Source organism: Cytobacillus sp. GQ23 (genome assembly GCF_059758675.1).
Genome location: NZ_JCAXER010000019.1, coordinates 1 through 15,551, shown reverse-complemented (window position 1 = coordinate 15,551; position 15,551 = coordinate 1). Strand labels below are relative to the sequence as shown.

Genomic DNA, 15,551 nt, shown 5'->3' with positions numbered 1-15,551 from the left:
GTGGATTCAACGAAACGAATCAATCGATTAAAAGAGTATATGAAAGAACAGGCAATATCTTCCGTATTGGTATTTAATCCTGACCATCAATTTTATTTAACGAATTTTAAGGCTTTAATTTATTCACGTCCCATTATCTTTCATTTAAGGGACAAGACAGCTATGATTGTTCCTGGTCTTGAAGAAACACATGCACTGGAACATTCACAGGCAGATAATGTCCTAGTCTATTATGAACATCCTTGTGCTGGCAGGGCTGAGACATCGCATATGGAGCATATACGTGCATTGCTAAAACAAAGTCCTGACTCCTCAAAAATTGGTGTAGATCTAGCCTTCATTCCAGGTGAGGTTCTCGTTTATCTTCAGGAATCAGGCTATCAGGTAGTTGATGTCGGACAATTCATTTATCAAATGCGATTTATTAAAGATGAAGAAGAAATTCACATGCTGGAGCAGGCTGGACAGTTAGTGAACCTGGCAGTAAGCAAGTCATTAGCGCAAATTCGAGCGGGTATAACAGAAATGGAAATTGATGCAGCGGGAAATGCAGCACTGTTTAAAGCAACTGCTGCACAGTATCCGGATTCGGTTATTGATATTGTAGTGATGTCGCCTTCCGGGTTAAAACGAAGCATTATGCCGCATGTCTTTTCCAACACAAGAAAAATTGAAGCAGGAGATGTCATTATTCACAGCAGGCAGGTTGGCCTAAATGGATATCGTGCTGAATTAGAGAGAACCGTCATTGTCGGGAAGCCAACATCAGAACAGGAAAAGGCATTTCAAGCTGCTATAGAAGCACAGCAGCGTGCGATTGATTTTATTAAGCCAGGTGTGAAATATTCAGAGGTAGATGGAGTTGCCCGTGAAGTGTTTGAAAGGGCGGGACTTGAAAAATATGCGATTCACCGTACCGGACATGGAATAGGTGTATCAGCACATGAGCAGCCCTTTTTGCGTTATGACCATCATGATGTGGTTGAAGAAGGAATGGCATTCTCGATTGAACCGGGGATTTATATACCGGAAGTTGGCGGTTTCAGACACTCTGATACTGTTCTTATCACATCTGATGGATGCCGATTAATCACAGAATATCCGCGTGATATGGAGTCCCTGCTTTATTAACATATATATCAAACTTGAAAGGGAGAAGTGTCACACTTCTTCCTTTTAAAATGATAGGAGGAACATGTGATGGAGTTTGTGATATCGAATGTGCAGCTATTGTGTGGGGAAGAATTGGATTGTAAAAAGGGGTTAGCACTTTGGATAAAAGATGGTTTGATCAAGGAAATTATTCGTGAATCTAAACTGCCAGCCGGCGTAAAGGTCATTGATGGAAAAGAAGGGTTTCTAGCTCCAGGCTTAATAGATTTACATATTCACATGATGTGGGACGGCTCATTAAATCCAGTTCAAACCTCTGAAACAGAAGGCTATGAGCAGATGCTTATAAGGGCTGTTGCCAATTGTCAAACATATCTCAAGCACGGTATAACGACTGTCAGGGATATTGGCTCCATTGATGACATTGCTCTGCATGTAGCAAAAGGGATCAAGAGGGGGCTGATTTCAGGTCCAGATGTGATTGCGAGCGGAAAAACCTTAACCATGACAGGCGGGCATGATCCGTTCTGGGCAAGGTTTGTCGATGGGAAGGATGAGGCTTTAAAGGGTGTACGCGAACAAATTTTTAAGGGTGCTGAAGTCATTAAAGTAAGTGCAACTGGCGGGGTCTATGGAAGAATAGAAGGAGAACAGGTCGGCAATGCGGAGCTAAGTCTGGAAGAGCAGGAAGTCATCTGTAAAGAGGCACATCGTTTTGGACTCAAAGTGGCGTCCCATGCGATTGGACGTGATGGCATACTTAATTCAATTCTTGCTGGTGTGGATACAATTGAGCATGGTCATTACATGGATGATGAACTGGCTGCCTTAATGGAAGCACGGAATACTGCCTGGATTCCAACCTTGTTCGTCTATAAGCAAATTGCAACACAGGAAGGAATTCCATCTTATGCACGAGATAAAGCAGAGGAAATCGTCAGCGTTCACCGGAATGCATTTGAAACCTATTTTAACCGGAATATTTTAATTGGGGCCGGTTCAGATGCGGGTTCACCATGCACTCCTCACCGGGCGCTGCTGGATGAATTGTACACCATGAATGAGATTGTTTCAGATGCGAAAAAGGTGCTAAAAACAGCCACAGTTAATGCCGGAAAAATTCTAGGACGAGACGTTGGGCAAATTAAAGAGGGATACAGCGCAAATCTGATTTTGCTTAAAGGAAATCCTCTGGAGTGCCTGAGTAATTTAGAAAGTATAAAGATGGTTGTAATCAGGGGAGAAGCTGCTTATGAAGCGTAACAATAAAAACCTTGATTAGCAGGGAGAAATAAACTGTCTTCAGGCACTAGTGTCTGAAGGTTGATATTACTAGTAAAATAATTTCAATATAAACACTTTACAGATAGAATTAACTATGATAAATTCTATTTATCGAATGATTCTGAAATTTCAAAAAGATGGTGTGAGTGAATGAGTTGGACGGCTGGCCCATTTAAACAGGAGCTTATCAAGGACTATAACAATATCAATCTTCTTTTGTTTAACATTGGTGTCAAAAGTCAAAGAGTCGAGTTTTTGGGGGATAAGATATTAATTTTCGCCTATCATAAGAGAATTCCATCTCTTAAACATTTGGACGAGATTAATCGCTTTGTAACCCGAATGACTGACATTGCCATCATAGATAGTTATAAGGAACATTTAAGGAATGTCCTGGAAGAAAAATATGGAATGAAGGTACTTTCCATATTAAAGGATTATGATCCCGTTACAGAACTCTCAGGAACGATCATTACCCTGGATCGGGAAACAAATGCCTATATTTCCAGGTAACTAAATACTGGTGACTGGTCCATTGAACTCTTACGAGTGCATAAAAACCGTCAGTACAAGCTTTCAGACTAGTGTCTGTTTGTTTCGTGCTGACGGTTTTTTTTATAAAAAAATAGAGGAGGCAGCAACATTATGAAAACAGTAGAAGATGTATTGATTGCGCTGGATGAGCTGACAGGAGGAAGAGTGATTAAATCTCTAAATGACATTACGAGAGGTGAGCATCCTTTTGTCATCATGAAATCTTCCAACATTCCCGGAAAAGAGATCATTGAAACGCCTGGTCTCGTTTATGGCGATATGAAAAATGAAGTGAAAAAAGTAGCAGTTGCTATGACCATGACAGAAGGATGTATCGAACTTGCCGGCGCTACTGGTGTCGATGCCATTGTTGCTCATCATCCGATAGCTGAAGCAGCTAATTCGGGTGGAGTAATCTTGAAAAACTATCTGGATTTGTATAATGTCGCTGCATTTGAATTGCATGAAGCTTTCCATGGGCTGCATCCTGGCATTCCTTTTTTGCACGGCCATCAGGTATACCGGACAGAGGTTTCTTATGGAGGAGTACACGGAAATATTTTTTATGCAGGGAAAGTAATCCCTGAGGTGAATAAGCTGGGAGATATCTTAACAAGGCTGGATAATTTTATGGGTCTGAGAGATGAAGAGGAATTGTTACATACGGAAAAGGAAATACGAAATAGTTCATCTCTGTCAGAAACAAGTATAGTGACACGCGGGAGAATTGTTCATGGGGAAGAAACAAGTCCCGTGAACAATATTATACACATTTTCCCGCATACAGGATTTTCCCCTGAACATTTGCGTCAAGCCATTCAGGAACACCCGGAGGCTGACACTGTTCTCGCTTCCATTAGCCGGGTTTATGATGGACATCCACTTATTGAAACAGCTAAAGAGTTAGGAGTAAATTTTATGATCGGAAATTGCCATGTGTTAGAAATACTTGAAAATGGTTTACCTTTAGCTTATGCCTTAGACAGACTGCTGCCTGATGTTGAAGTCGTGGTTTTTCGGGAACGTGTGACAAGCATATCCCTAAATGAAATGGGATCTCCTCATCTAAAGAAATATGCGGAAGAAATGGCTGCGGGTTATCTATTGAAAAAAACGGCTGTCCATACAGTATAAAAAAGGAGTGCAGGTAGATGAGCGAAGTTAAATCCTTAGTACAAAAAAATCTTGAAATAGAAGAGAAAAGTGTCCCGATTCCTTTAACTCGAAAATGGACAAAAATCGAAGTGGTAGGTCTGGGTTTAGTCATTATCTCACTGCTGGTTTTGTTAATCACTCCAGGTACATTAGCCGGGTTATTTACTTCCATTGTCGACCAGGTTTTCCCGGTCATCGTAGAGATATTCTTAACCGGCACGGTAGGGGTTTCCATTATTGTCAGTGTCATTATAGGCCGGGTACTGGAGAGACTGGGATTTACAGATGCACTAATTCGGATATTCATTCCTGTTACAAAGCTGATGAAAGTGAATTCGGCTGTTATCATTCCAAGTATATATAATATTCTTGGTGATATTAATGCTGCCGGAAAAATTGCCGGACCAATTTTAATCCGTTCGGGAGCAACAAAAGCAGAGCAGAAGATAGCGGTAGCCACCATGGTTCAATCTCAGCAGTCCTTTGCTACATTTATGTTAGGCATGGTTGCTTTAACGGCAGTAGGAGCCAATGCCTTTGTCGTAGTTGTGCTGGCTGTTTTCATGCCTGTCATTATTGTCCCGTTCCTGCTATCTAAAACCATTTATAGGAATACGAAAGCTGTCCAAATTGCAAAACTGCCTCAATTTACGCCAAAGACTGGCTTTTTACCCACTCTGTTTAATGCAGCCAGGGAGGGAGCAGAGCTTTTATTCCTTTTGATTATTCCGGCAGCAGCTGTCGTGTTCGCTGCTATAGGTGTTCTGGACTATATTGGTGTTTGGTCAAAATTCGAATCTGGCTTATCAGCCGTTTTGTTAACTCTAAATATTCATCCTGAGACCGGAATTCTCTCCATATTGGCTAGCCCGGCGCTGGCTATGGCTCAGTTATCTGAAGTGGCTGGTTCTTTGGATCCGAGATTGGTCATTGGATCATTTGTATTAGCTTCATCCGGTTTGCCTTTGTCTACTATCTTTGGTCAGGTTCCGGTTATATGGGCCGCTAATTCTGACCTTAGTGAAAAGGAGGCAATGGGAGCGGCTGTACTGGGGATCGTCATGCGTATATTGACAGCCTTTCTAATTGTTTATTTCTTAACGCCGATATTGGTGTAATGCAGCAAGATTAAATTTTACCCAGCAAATAAGAGAGGTCGATTAAATATTGATCTGGAGGGATTCTTTCAAATGATTGGGGATCCAGGTGGAGCTCTGTTTTTCTTAAAAGATTGTTTTCCTCGCTCCATAGGAAAAGAACGGCCGTTTGATGAAAGGGTTCCATAATCCCTTTCATCGGCGCAAGAAGTTCAATCTTAAGATCGTCCAGGGGAAAATCAGGACGGCAAATAAGCTTACAAGGTGCTGTTTGTAAGGGTTCATAGTGATTTATTGTATGATCAGACAGATGATGGATCCTCCCGGTAGCTGCAATTCTTTTATCAGGGAGGATCAGTCCAGGTTCATGATAGAGATCTCTTCCGATGGAGGAAGGGATCTTTTTTTTGTTCCATAAAATCGACATCGAAAAAGTGTGGCCAGGCAAAATCGTCCATGCTCTTTTGGCTATCAGTTCAAATCCGATAAAGGACATGGCTATCCCTCTTTCCTGTTGCTCTATACTGATGTTTATGCTCGAGGAGGAAAAAATATCTGCTATGCCTCCACCAACATAAAACTTACTGATTATGATAGCTATTTCTCTCTAACCCTCTTTTTTGAGAACCGGCCTGTTAGATGTTTGCTTACCAACTAATAAAAAGTACCCATCTCTAATAGAACAATAAAAAATTAGCTTTCTCCAGCATGCAATAAAGTATATAAACAAACTCTTGGATGCAGATAAGAAATTCTAAGATAAGTATTTTTCCAATGGGGGGATCTTTTATGATTACAGTAAAGAGTTGGCAGCAGCTGAGTAATCTAAGATTTTAGTTAGATGGAAGTAATGATCTCTAACAATTAATTTTCCTGTGACAAAAAAATACAAAAATTTTTAATAGGATGTCTCACCACTATGTGTAAAAGTCTGCCTAACCAATTCCTCCATATTCCAAACGTATACTTGCTGCATGGTTTGTACATGTTAATGGAAAAACTAAGGAGGAGTTTTAGTTGGAGTGGATTTATTTTCTATACTTGTTGAATACAGTATTTATCTTATACATAGCCATTTGGGAAGTTCGCCGGCCTTCCAAAGCTTTGAATTGGATAGTAATCGCTCTTGTTTTGCCTATCATTGGTTTCTTATTGTATCTTAGCATTTCAAATCCCAATCTTATTCGTCGTAAAAGATTGATCTTTTCTCATAATAAGTCTGATAAGTTGCCTGAGAGATATAGTGATTCTGCATCGATAATCGCAGATGCTTTAAGTAATTTTTCTGTAGGCGGGCTTCGAACCGGCAAAGTCCAAGTACTAAACAATGGAATAGCAAAATATGAACAGCTTATCGAATCCCTGCAAAAAGCCAAAAAAACCATTGATCTGGAATATTTCATCTATCGGAACGATCAAATTGGTAATCTTATCACAGAACTGCTGATAGAAAAAGTAGTGAATGGAGTGCGGGTCCGTTTTATTAGAGATGCTTGGGGGAGCAAAAGATTTCCACGTCAAAAAATTCTTCAGATGGAAGAAGCCGGGGTAGAATGCCGGACAATATTTCCTTTAAAATTTCCCTGGATTTTGTCCAATTGGAATTATCGGGATCATTGTAAGATTGTCACTATTGATAGTAAGGAATCCTTTACTGGCGGTATGAACATTGGGTATGAATATACAGGATTAAGGCCGGACGTTGGATTCTGGAGGGACACTCATTTGCGAATTGAAGGGGAAGCAACTGGAGACTTGCAGACTATCTTTGACGTTCATTGGAATATCGCTGTACCCGAACGGATAAAGTCAAAAGCAGAATCTGAGGCAACGAAAAAGACCACTGAAATCCAAAAATATAAATCAAAGGAAATCTATCCGCCAGATCTTTCAAGATGGTCTGCCGAATTAGGATCTGAATTATTGTCTATAGAAGGCAGAACAGACAATACCCAATCAAAGACAGGAGAATTACATAAAGCATATATCCATACACTGGATGGAAACCCTGGAATTTCTACACCAGTTATTCGTCAAGCATACTTTATATTGATAACACAAGCGAGCAAAACCATTGATATATCAACGCCTTACTTTATACCAGAAACAGATATTATTATGGCATTAAAGACAGCTGTGGCTCGTGGTGTACGCGTAAGATTACTTGTTCCTCGACATATTGATAAAAAAATCGTGGGTTTTGCAAGTCAAACCTATTACGGGGAGCTTATAGAAGCTGGGGTCCAAATCTGCCAGTACGATAAAGGAATGTTACATGCAAAACTGATGATCATTGATGGGGAAATTGCAGAAATAGGCGCAGCAAACTATGATATGAGAAGCTTTCGCCTGAATTATGAAGTGTGTCAAGTCGTGTACAGTGCTGATGTGGCAAGGGAACTTACAGAGCAGTTCGAGAATGATCTTACTGATTCTATACCATTAAGAATTGAAGACTTAATGCAGCGATCCCTGACCAAGCGGTTTGTTGAACAGGGTGCCCGCCTGCTTTCTCCATTATTATAAGTTGATGTATCCTGTTTTTTGTTCTTTGAAAAATCGAAAACCCATGTTTAAGAACTCTGAACACGGGTTTCGATGGTTCATTTACTAAAAACGGTAATACAAAACAGGTAGTTCAAAGAGTTTGAATTGCTTTTTAAATAAATATAAATGACAAATGTATATCATAAGGAAATACGTTTATTAGAACTGCATACCTGCCTTTAGATCCTCGGACCTTTCCGTATGATATTCAGCGGTATCGGCAGCCAGTTCTCTAGCCTCTTTATCGAAACCTCAAGATACAGCTAAGTAAAATATAAACTGGAGGAAAAACATTGGAAGAAGTTCAAATTGGTTTACTGACGATTAAAGTCATCGTTGGTTTTGCAACTTTATTTTTTATCATTATCATAACAGGCAGAACATCCATCAATCAGTTAACCCCGTTTCACTTAGTTTTTGTGTTAGTACTTGGGGATTTATTAGGAAATACCATTTATCAAGATAAGGTAGGGGTCTTTCATTTTTTATATGCCATCGGATTGTGGACGTTTCTTATGCTGGGAATAGAGTTTATGACTCTAAAAAATAAATCGGCACGTTCTCTCTTATTAGGCAATCCTAACATCATCATTCGAGATGGTGTTATGAACAGAAAATTACTTAAAAAGAACAAATTAGATGTAAATCAAGTATTGAGTATACTTCGTCAAAATCATGTCTTTTCAATTCGCGAAGTCAAATACGGTATATTGGAAGCTAATGGACAAATAAGTTTATTATTAAAATCCAAGTATCAAAAACCAGAAAAACAAGATTTCAATCTCCCGGAAAGTCCAGCAGACCTCCCAACATCGTTAATTATAGATGGGGAAATTCTATTGGATAATTTACATGAACTCGGGTTTAATCAACAGTGGTTAGATAACCAATTAACTGCCAATGGATATGATAGTGTAAAGCGTATCCTATACGCAGATTGGCGAGAGAGTGAAGGCATACATATAAGTCCTAAATAAATTTTATTAGGATAAAGCAGGGACTTAAATTGAAAAAAGAAATGGCCAGCTAAGACCAAGACAAGGGAGAGAATTTATATTCTCTCCCTTTCAAGAGTAATAGGAAGAATGAATGGCATTGGTTTACAAAAATCGCTATGACATAGTATCTCATCAAGAATGCATAAGGGTGAAAAGTGGATCTCTTACAAAACGTATCGATTTTGCGTAGGAAAGTACCCCTAATAAAGAATTGACATAAATTCTCGCTTGGTTAGCCAAAGTAGGTTTTATCCGGAAAATTTTAAGCATAAAAATCGTTTTTTAAAGCATTCTAAAAAGGTCCTAAAAAAACAAAGGAGGTGCCATTCATGACAGTCATCAATGACGTTAAAACAGCTCTGGCAGGACTAAAAAGTGCTCAGGCGAGCTTTGAAACATTTGCTCTTAGTACAGATAATGAACAAGCGAAGCAGCTGTATCAAGATGCCGCTAAACAAACTCAAGCCTTAGTGGACAGTATTTCACCGCGTGTTCAGCAAATCGAACAAGAAGAACCTCAATACAAACAATAATCATTAACACGATACAAAAGGTTGGTTGGATATCGGCCAACCTTTTTCCCGATTTTGAATGGATAAAATGAGGTGATTTTCATGAAAGTCAACATAGCTAATTTTAAAATTCTTATATTATTGCTAATCATTATCGGACTAAGCTCTGGATGTAATGAAAATCAATTGGATAATAACAATAAAAAGTCTAGTGTTTCGCAAGTGCATACAGGGAAGCCAATCGATCAATCTATCGCTAACCACGCTAAAGAAAAGATTATAACTAAGGACGAAATTACGGATGTTAGGGCTGTGAATACAGATAAGGAGCTTCTAGCGGCGATAAAGGTAGAAAATTTCGACCGTTTTCGCTTAAAAAGTATCGAGAAGACCGTAACATCCGACTTGGAAAAAATGTATCCGAATCACATGGTTGTCGTTTCGTCCGATAAAAAAATGTTATGGGAACTCCAAAAAATTGAAGAAAGACTGCAAAAAAACAAAACGAATAAGAAAAACTTAAAAAAGGATTTGAAAAAACTTAAAAGTCTTATTAAGGAACAGACGTAAAGTGGGGGATGAAGCCATGTCAAATAATCAAAAGAAACAGCTTTCACCAGTCCAGCAGGAATACCAGGAACTGCAAAAACAGCGCGAAATCAAAAGGCCGGTTGTGAAAAATTGTATAAAAGCCTTTCTAATAGGCGGTCTCATCTGTCTTATTGGCCAGTTTATTCAGGATTTTTACATTTATTATTTTGATTTTACAGAGCAAACGGCCGGCAACCCGACGGTTGGAACGTTAATTTTTATTACAATGCTTTTTACTGGTTTTGGTGTATATGACCGAATTGCCCAATTTGGGGGAGCTGGGACAGCGGTACCCGTAACTGGTTTTGGCAATGCAGTCATATCACCTGCCATGGAACATCGAACCGAAGGATTTGTCTTGGGCGTAGGCGGTAATATATTTAAATTGGCGGGTTCGGTTATTTTATTCGGTGTTTTTTCTGCCTTTGTCATTGCCTTAATTAAGACAATTTTAATCAGATGGGGTGGTTTATAATGCTTGCAGGCCATCGCACGTGGATATTCGAACAAAAGCCCGTCATTATTTCGACTGGAACTATTGGGGGACCCTTTGAAGCCAATGGAGCTATACCGGATGACTTTGATACTCTTCATGCTGATTTATGGCTTGGACAAGATTCCTATGAAAAAGCACATAAAGTCCTTTTTGAAGAAGCTTGTCAGAAAGCGATGGAAAAAGGCGGAATCCAAAAGGATCAAGTACAATTTATCTTTGCCGGTGATTTAATTAATCAAATAACGCCAACCAGTTTCGCTAGCCGGACAATTGGAGCACCGTATTTTGGTTTGTTTGGTGCCTGTTCTACTTCAATGGAGGGGCTTGCATTAGCTGCTTATATCGTTAATACCAATGGAGCTAAATATATACTGACTGGAGCCTCCAGTCATGATACAGCAGTTGAAAAGCAATTTCGTTATCCAACTGAATATGGCGGACAAAAGCCTCCTACTGCCCAATGGACAGTCACAGGTGCTGGCGCGGCCCTTTTAAGTGATTCTGGTGAAGGACCAAGTGTTACATCTGCAACAATTGGCCGTGTAATTGATATGGGCTTAACAGATCCATTTAATATGGGAGGGGCCATGGCTCCTGCTGCGGTAGATACCATTGAGGCGCATTTAACGGAAAGAAACATTGATCCATCTTATTATGATTTAATCGTCACCGGGGATCTTGGCCAAATAGGGCGTGAAGTTTCCCTTGATTTATTTAAAAAGCATGGAATTTCCATCAGTGAAGAGCAATACCAGGATTGCGGTCTTATGATTTATCGGGAGGGTCAGCCAGTCCTGGCAGGTGCAAGTGGTCCAGGTTGTTCAGCAACCGTCGTTTATGGGCATTTATTAAATCGCATGAAGAAAGGAGAATTTAAAAGAATGTTAGTCGTGGCCACAGGTGCCTTATTATCTCCACTTTCTTTTCAGCAAAGCGAATCGATCCCTTGTATCGCCCATGCAGTATCCATTGAATATGGGGGGCAATCATCCATATGACCTATTTTTGGGCTTTTACCGTAGGCGGTTTGATTTGTGTCATTGGGCAGATTATGTTTGATGTGTTTAAATTGACACCCGGACATACCTTAAGTTCTCTTGTCGTAGCAGGGGCTATTTTAGATGGATTTGGATTATATGAACCCTTGATTGATTTTGCTGGTGCAGGCGCTACTGTACCTATTACAAGCTTTGGCAATTCCCTTGTGCATGGGGCTATGCAGGAAGCAGAAAAACACGGGATAGTTGGTGTACTCACGGGAATGTTTGAAGTAACCAGTTCAGGTATTTCAGCTGCCATTATTTTTGGAATGCTGGGAGCCCTTATTTTTAAGCCAAAAGGATAAGGAGGATGTTAAATGACGATTGCATCAAATGTAAAGCAGACTCTTGCCAGCCTTAAAGGTGCAGAAGCCGATTTATCCAGCTTAGCACTTAGGACTCAAGACTTTGAATCAAAGCGTACACTCCATGAAACCATGATGAGTGTCCATGAGGTAGTAACGGATTTAAAAAAGCGAATAGGTGAAATGGAACGGGAAGAATTTCAGTATAAAGGTTTTTAAGAGATATTATTTTTGCTGGGGGTGTTAATCAGTGCCTGCATGGTTAGATATTGCCGTAAGGTCAATTTTATTTGTTGTAATTTTATTCTTTATTACGAAATGGTTAGGAAAGAAACAAATATCAGAGTTATCTTTCTTTGAATATGTCACTGGTATTTCTATTGGGAGTATAGGTGCTGAGGTTGCTATGGGGCTTGAACGGAGCATTTTTCACGGGATCATCGGAGTTATTATCTTTGCAGCGATACCCTTTATCTCTGGTGTAATTTCCTTAAAAAGTAAAAAGTTTCGTGATTTTGTAGAAGGTACAGGAACTATCTTTATAAAAGACGGAAAAATCATGGAAGATAACATGAAAAAGGAAAGATACACGACAGATGAGTTACTGGAGCTGCTTCGCAGGAAGGATGTTTATCAAGTGGCGGATGTAGAATTCGCCGTATTAGAGCCGACTGGAGATTTGTCCGTCATGCTAAAGAAAGAAAATCAGCCATTAACACCAAAGGATCTAAACTTGGCGATTGCTCCAATCAAAGAGCCTCAGACTGTCATTATGGATGGTGTTATAATGGATGAACCGCTTGCCACGATCGGACGAAGCCGGGCCTGGTTATACACTGAATTAGATAAGCTTGGTGTAACGGTCGAAAATGTGTTTCTGGGACAAGTTAACTCCTATGGAGAGTTAACAGTAGACCTGTTTGACGATCAATTACAAGTCCCATCACCTCAGGATAGAGCCCTAATTCTTTCGACCCTGAAAAAATGCCAAGCAGACTTAGAGCTGTTTGCTCTTGGAACCGAAGTAAAAGAAGCTAAGCAGATGTATAGTGAAAATAGTGAAAAACTGCAAAAAGCAATTGATAAAGTGATGCCTATTTTGAAAGGATGATGATGCATTATCAGTAAAGCAGGACGTGATGGTTTTCCGCAAGCCCATCAGCGTTGTTAAATTATCAATGTTAAAAACTTTGTCATCAAAACCAGTTATTCTACACGGATTATCGAAAGAATGAAGGGATACATATAAGTACAAAATAAAATTTGTAAGGCTAGGAGCATATCATTTGTCTGTATTAAAATAATTTATCTGATGGGGTAGGCACGTGGCAAATTACCTGGTAGGGATGTGATCATATGCTGCATTGGATTGACCGCATATCATTAACTATCCTTTGAATATGGAAATTGTTTCTATGAAATGAGATTTTCCTATAAAATAAGAATTGCCCAGCCTTTTTGGCCACTTATCGTTTCAAAAGAACAATTTTTAAGGAGAATGAATATGAAAAATTCCGGAGAAAGCTTAGAAAGTTTACTTGGAGTGAATCATATAGTGAGAAAAAAAGCTGTGAAAGATTTGGATTTGGATCAATGTTTTTTAAACCCTATCATACATAGGGAGATAAATGGGAACACGGTATATAGTCCCTTAAATATACAACGTGTTTGGGATCAGATACGATAGTAAAAGGTATCGCTTTACTTTGTGACATAATATCAGAAACACATAATTAAGAAACGTTCCTCTTTTAAGCGAATCGAATGATGGGACTGCCAGTTACACAAAAAGCAGAACCTTGTTGTAATATTGAATTCTTCACGAGTAAACGATCCTGAAGATCGAAAGACTGAAAACAAATGAAAGCAGCCGAACGGCTGCTTTTTATTTTGGTTTTTCTACCCTTTTGTGCCTGCGAATCGTACAAGTATACCAGCCAGTCAAGGGGCAGAAAACTTTTTTAACAGCGCTTTAAAACATCATTATGCCTACCTTGTTCGTTCTCCACAGTAAAATGTAAAAAAACCCCTTTTTAAGGGAGAGGATCGCTCACAGCGCAAAAAACTAGGGAGAAAAAGAAAAATAGGGCCAAAAACAAAGCATTGGAAGAAATCAAAGAACAAATAGACAAGGAAATTCAGGAGTAGCTGTGTTTTCTTTCCTATTCCACAGCTACAACTTTAATAATACGATTCTTATCTATATGCAATATCCTCAAAAAGGGTTCCATGATTGGAAAGGATACGGCAGATATGTCCAAAAATGAGCTAAAGCGATTAAAGTACTTGCTCCTGTAATAGGGAAGAAAAAAGAAAGATGAAAAAAGTACTAAAGAGAGAAAAGAACAAAGGTTCTCTATAGCTTTCGGTATTTGAATGTGTTTGATGTTTCCCATACAGACGGAAAAGAGCCCCCGGCTCCAAGAGTAAAAACAATGGAAGGTGGCGGGGTATAAGAAAAAGTCCTGCTAACGGAATGAATTCAGAAAATCAGGTTTATCGTACTGTAAAAACACCCTAACCTATCCAGTATTTTTATTTGCTAAGCCCTTTATTCAATCTGAAATTTCTCTCTAGTGTGGTTTAACAAATCTACTGCTTCCATACCAACGATAAACCAACAGGTTAAAAAGGGAATGTGGTAACGGCACCATCTACCAACTACAGATACTTCACGAATTTTTCTTGTCCCCAAGTTATGGACATGACTAGAAGAAAATAATTGTTAACAACTTCAAACGCTTGCAAATCTAGTGGTACGGTAAACACTTTCATCGGCGCTAACATTATTGCTAGGGATCTGTGAGTGTTCTAATTTTTCGGGGTAAAATCACAAATGTGGTGATGATTCTTTTATTTCAATTTGAGAGTTATATCCTAGTTTACAAGATACCTTGGAAGTTGTATCAAGTAAATGCTTAACATACTCTTTCTCATTGGACATAATCCGTACCGTTGGTGCACAAATACTGATGGCCGCTGCAATTTTACCCTGACGTGAAAAAACAGGAGCGGCAACACAAGATACACCACTTTCAAATGTTTCAAATGATAAATAATAACCTTTATGCCTTATCTGCTCTAATTCCGCACGAATAATGTTAGGTTCAACAGTAGTGTGAGGAGAATATGGTTTCAAGTTTGCAGTAGATAGATAATTTTCAACCATTTCTTGATTACTATAAGCCAACAAAACTTTTCCAAGTCCTGTCGTATAAGGAGGCGATGTTAAAGACAGATGGAATTGTAAACGCAATCCTGATTCTTGATTCATAATTCGCTCTAACAAGACAACTATATTAGAGTCCATTACTCCAAGGTGAACCAGTTCATTAGTTGCTGACGATAATTGAACTAGATCTTGATGGGAAACTTTTCGTATATCTAGTCTTTCTTCATATGCATTGCCTAACTCTAAACAGGATAACCCTAGCCTGTACTTGCCTGTATTGGTATCTAGAGTAATAAATTCTTTCTCTTTCAAATTATCTAACAATTTCAACAAATAACTTTTTCTAAGATCAAGTATTTCTGCCAGCTCACCCAAACTACATTCTTCATGTTCTCTAAAAAATAATAAGATATTTAATGCATGAGAAACATTACCATAGGATACCCGCTTATTATCTGTCACAAAATTACCTCCTCTTTGAGCATCAAATTTATTAATATTTAGTGAACGTCGTTATCTATTCCTTCAAGTACAAATCTTAAGTTAAAATTTAAAATAATTCAAGTGAAAATTCTAATATTTCTCAATATGGAAATAATTATTATTATATCAAAAACCTTTCAGACTGCTAACAGGTAGCACAAAGACACCCCGTAAGTAAACACTTTTACTGCACTTAATTTGTATTTTAATAAAAGGGGATGAGT

General features: G+C 38.9%; 16 protein-coding genes. 14 read left to right on the top strand and 2 right to left on the bottom strand.

Translation table 11 applies throughout. The annotated features are described in order from the left end of the window. The 5 genes from AC6CHU_RS16430 (at position 1) to AC6CHU_RS16410 (ending at position 5,204) form a co-directional block, all read left to right on the top strand. On the top strand, positions 1–1,131 hold the full coding sequence (locus tag AC6CHU_RS16430) for a M24 family metallopeptidase (protein WP_498122347.1): 1,131 nt from the start codon (positions 1–3) through the stop codon (positions 1,129–1,131). Positions 1,132–1,200: 69 nt separating this feature from the next. Then, a complete protein-coding gene (locus AC6CHU_RS16425) occupies positions 1,201–2,376 on the top strand; it encodes a metal-dependent hydrolase family protein (RefSeq protein ID WP_498122345.1) in 1,176 nt (391 codons plus the stop codon). Between the two features lie 171 nt (positions 2,377–2,547). Beyond that, positions 2,548–2,910, top strand: a complete 363-nt coding sequence (locus AC6CHU_RS16420; protein ID WP_159864472.1) for a Na-translocating system protein MpsC family protein — start codon at positions 2,548–2,550, stop codon at positions 2,908–2,910. Positions 2,911–3,042: 132 nt separating this feature from the next. After that, positions 3,043–4,065, top strand: coding sequence for a Nif3-like dinuclear metal center hexameric protein (locus tag AC6CHU_RS16415; RefSeq protein WP_159864469.1), 1,023 nt, complete (start codon positions 3,043–3,045; stop codon positions 4,063–4,065). A gap of 17 nt (positions 4,066–4,082) precedes the next feature. Then, entirely contained in the window at positions 4,083–5,204 is a 1,122-nt protein-coding gene (locus AC6CHU_RS16410; RefSeq protein WP_159864466.1) for a hypothetical protein, read from the top strand. 10 nt (positions 5,205–5,214) lie between these two features. Here the strand turns inward: AC6CHU_RS16410 and AC6CHU_RS16405 are convergent, their stop codons facing one another. Beyond that, a complete protein-coding gene (locus tag AC6CHU_RS16405) occupies positions 5,215–5,679 on the bottom strand; it encodes a hypothetical protein (protein ID WP_159864463.1) in 465 nt (154 codons plus the stop codon). Positions 5,680–6,200: 521 nt separating this feature from the next. Between AC6CHU_RS16405 and AC6CHU_RS16400 the strand changes: the two genes are divergently transcribed. From AC6CHU_RS16400 to AC6CHU_RS16360, 9 genes are all read left to right on the top strand, one after another. Beyond that, positions 6,201–7,709 carry a phospholipase D-like domain-containing protein gene (locus AC6CHU_RS16400; protein WP_159864460.1) on the top strand — a complete coding sequence of 503 codons (1,509 nt, stop codon included), beginning with the start codon at positions 6,201–6,203 and terminating at the stop codon, positions 7,707–7,709. A gap of 314 nt (positions 7,710–8,023) precedes the next feature. Further along, complete coding sequence (locus AC6CHU_RS16395) at positions 8,024–8,707, top strand: DUF421 domain-containing protein (RefSeq protein WP_498122342.1); 684 nt, start codon at positions 8,024–8,026, stop codon at positions 8,705–8,707. A 350-nt stretch (positions 8,708–9,057) separates the two neighbouring features. Further along, the gene (locus tag AC6CHU_RS16390) at positions 9,058–9,261 is read left to right on the top strand and encodes a DUF1657 domain-containing protein (RefSeq protein WP_061791252.1); all 204 of its coding nucleotides are present in this window, start codon (positions 9,058–9,060) and stop codon (positions 9,259–9,261) included. An 81-nt stretch (positions 9,262–9,342) separates the two neighbouring features. Beyond that, the gene (locus tag AC6CHU_RS16385; RefSeq protein ID WP_061791253.1) at positions 9,343–9,810 is read left to right on the top strand and encodes a YhcN/YlaJ family sporulation lipoprotein; all 468 of its coding nucleotides are present in this window, start codon (positions 9,343–9,345) and stop codon (positions 9,808–9,810) included. A gap of 16 nt (positions 9,811–9,826) precedes the next feature. Further along, positions 9,827–10,306 carry a stage V sporulation protein AC gene (gene spoVAC / locus AC6CHU_RS16380; RefSeq protein ID WP_019382213.1) on the top strand — a complete coding sequence of 160 codons (480 nt, stop codon included), beginning with the start codon at positions 9,827–9,829 and terminating at the stop codon, positions 10,304–10,306. Then, entirely contained in the window at positions 10,306–11,325 is a 1,020-nt protein-coding gene (gene spoVAD, locus AC6CHU_RS16375; protein ID WP_159864454.1) for a stage V sporulation protein AD, read from the top strand. Before spoVAC ends, spoVAD begins: the two co-directional genes overlap by 1 nt. Next, complete coding sequence (spoVAE, locus tag AC6CHU_RS16370; RefSeq protein WP_019382211.1) at positions 11,322–11,672, top strand: stage V sporulation protein AE; 351 nt, start codon at positions 11,322–11,324, stop codon at positions 11,670–11,672. The genes spoVAD and spoVAE overlap by 4 nt, the downstream gene beginning before the upstream one ends. A gap of 12 nt (positions 11,673–11,684) precedes the next feature. Further along, a complete protein-coding gene (locus AC6CHU_RS16365) occupies positions 11,685–11,891 on the top strand; it encodes a DUF1657 domain-containing protein (protein WP_061791255.1) in 207 nt (68 codons plus the stop codon). A 31-nt stretch (positions 11,892–11,922) separates the two neighbouring features. Further along, on the top strand, positions 11,923–12,783 hold the full coding sequence (locus AC6CHU_RS16360) for a DUF421 domain-containing protein (protein ID WP_335689909.1): 861 nt from the start codon (positions 11,923–11,925) through the stop codon (positions 12,781–12,783). Positions 12,784–14,502: 1,719 nt separating this feature from the next. Here the strand turns inward: AC6CHU_RS16360 and AC6CHU_RS16355 are convergent. Continuing rightward, the gene (locus AC6CHU_RS16355) at positions 14,503–15,306 is read right to left on the bottom strand and encodes an IclR family transcriptional regulator (RefSeq protein ID WP_498122339.1); all 804 of its coding nucleotides are present in this window, start codon (positions 15,304–15,306) and stop codon (positions 14,503–14,505) included. Positions 15,307–15,551: the final 245 nt, after the last annotated feature.

Excerpts from the sequence above, each read along its gene's own strand:
- AC6CHU_RS16425 (WP_498122345.1), top strand. The coding sequence starts at position 1,201 with ATGGAGTTTGTGATATCGAATGTGCAGCTATTGTGTGGGGAAGAATTG.
- AC6CHU_RS16420 (WP_159864472.1), top strand. The coding sequence starts at position 2,548 with ATGAGTTGGACGGCTGGCCCATTTAAACAGGAGCTTATCAAGGACTAT.
- AC6CHU_RS16415 (WP_159864469.1), top strand. The coding sequence starts at position 3,043 with ATGAAAACAGTAGAAGATGTATTGATTGCGCTGGATGAGCTGACAGGA.
- AC6CHU_RS16410 (WP_159864466.1), top strand. The coding sequence starts at position 4,083 with ATGAGCGAAGTTAAATCCTTAGTACAAAAAAATCTTGAAATAGAAGAG.
- AC6CHU_RS16405 (WP_159864463.1), bottom strand. The coding sequence starts at position 5,679 with ATGTCCTTTATCGGATTTGAACTGATAGCCAAAAGAGCATGGACGATT.
- AC6CHU_RS16390 (WP_061791252.1), top strand. The coding sequence starts at position 9,058 with ATGACAGTCATCAATGACGTTAAAACAGCTCTGGCAGGACTAAAAAGT.
- AC6CHU_RS16385 (WP_061791253.1), top strand. The coding sequence starts at position 9,343 with ATGAAAGTCAACATAGCTAATTTTAAAATTCTTATATTATTGCTAATC.
- spoVAC (WP_019382213.1), top strand. The coding sequence starts at position 9,827 with ATGTCAAATAATCAAAAGAAACAGCTTTCACCAGTCCAGCAGGAATAC.
- spoVAD (WP_159864454.1), top strand. The coding sequence starts at position 10,306 with ATGCTTGCAGGCCATCGCACGTGGATATTCGAACAAAAGCCCGTCATT.
- spoVAE (WP_019382211.1), top strand. The coding sequence starts at position 11,322 with ATGACCTATTTTTGGGCTTTTACCGTAGGCGGTTTGATTTGTGTCATT.
- AC6CHU_RS16365 (WP_061791255.1), top strand. The coding sequence starts at position 11,685 with ATGACGATTGCATCAAATGTAAAGCAGACTCTTGCCAGCCTTAAAGGT.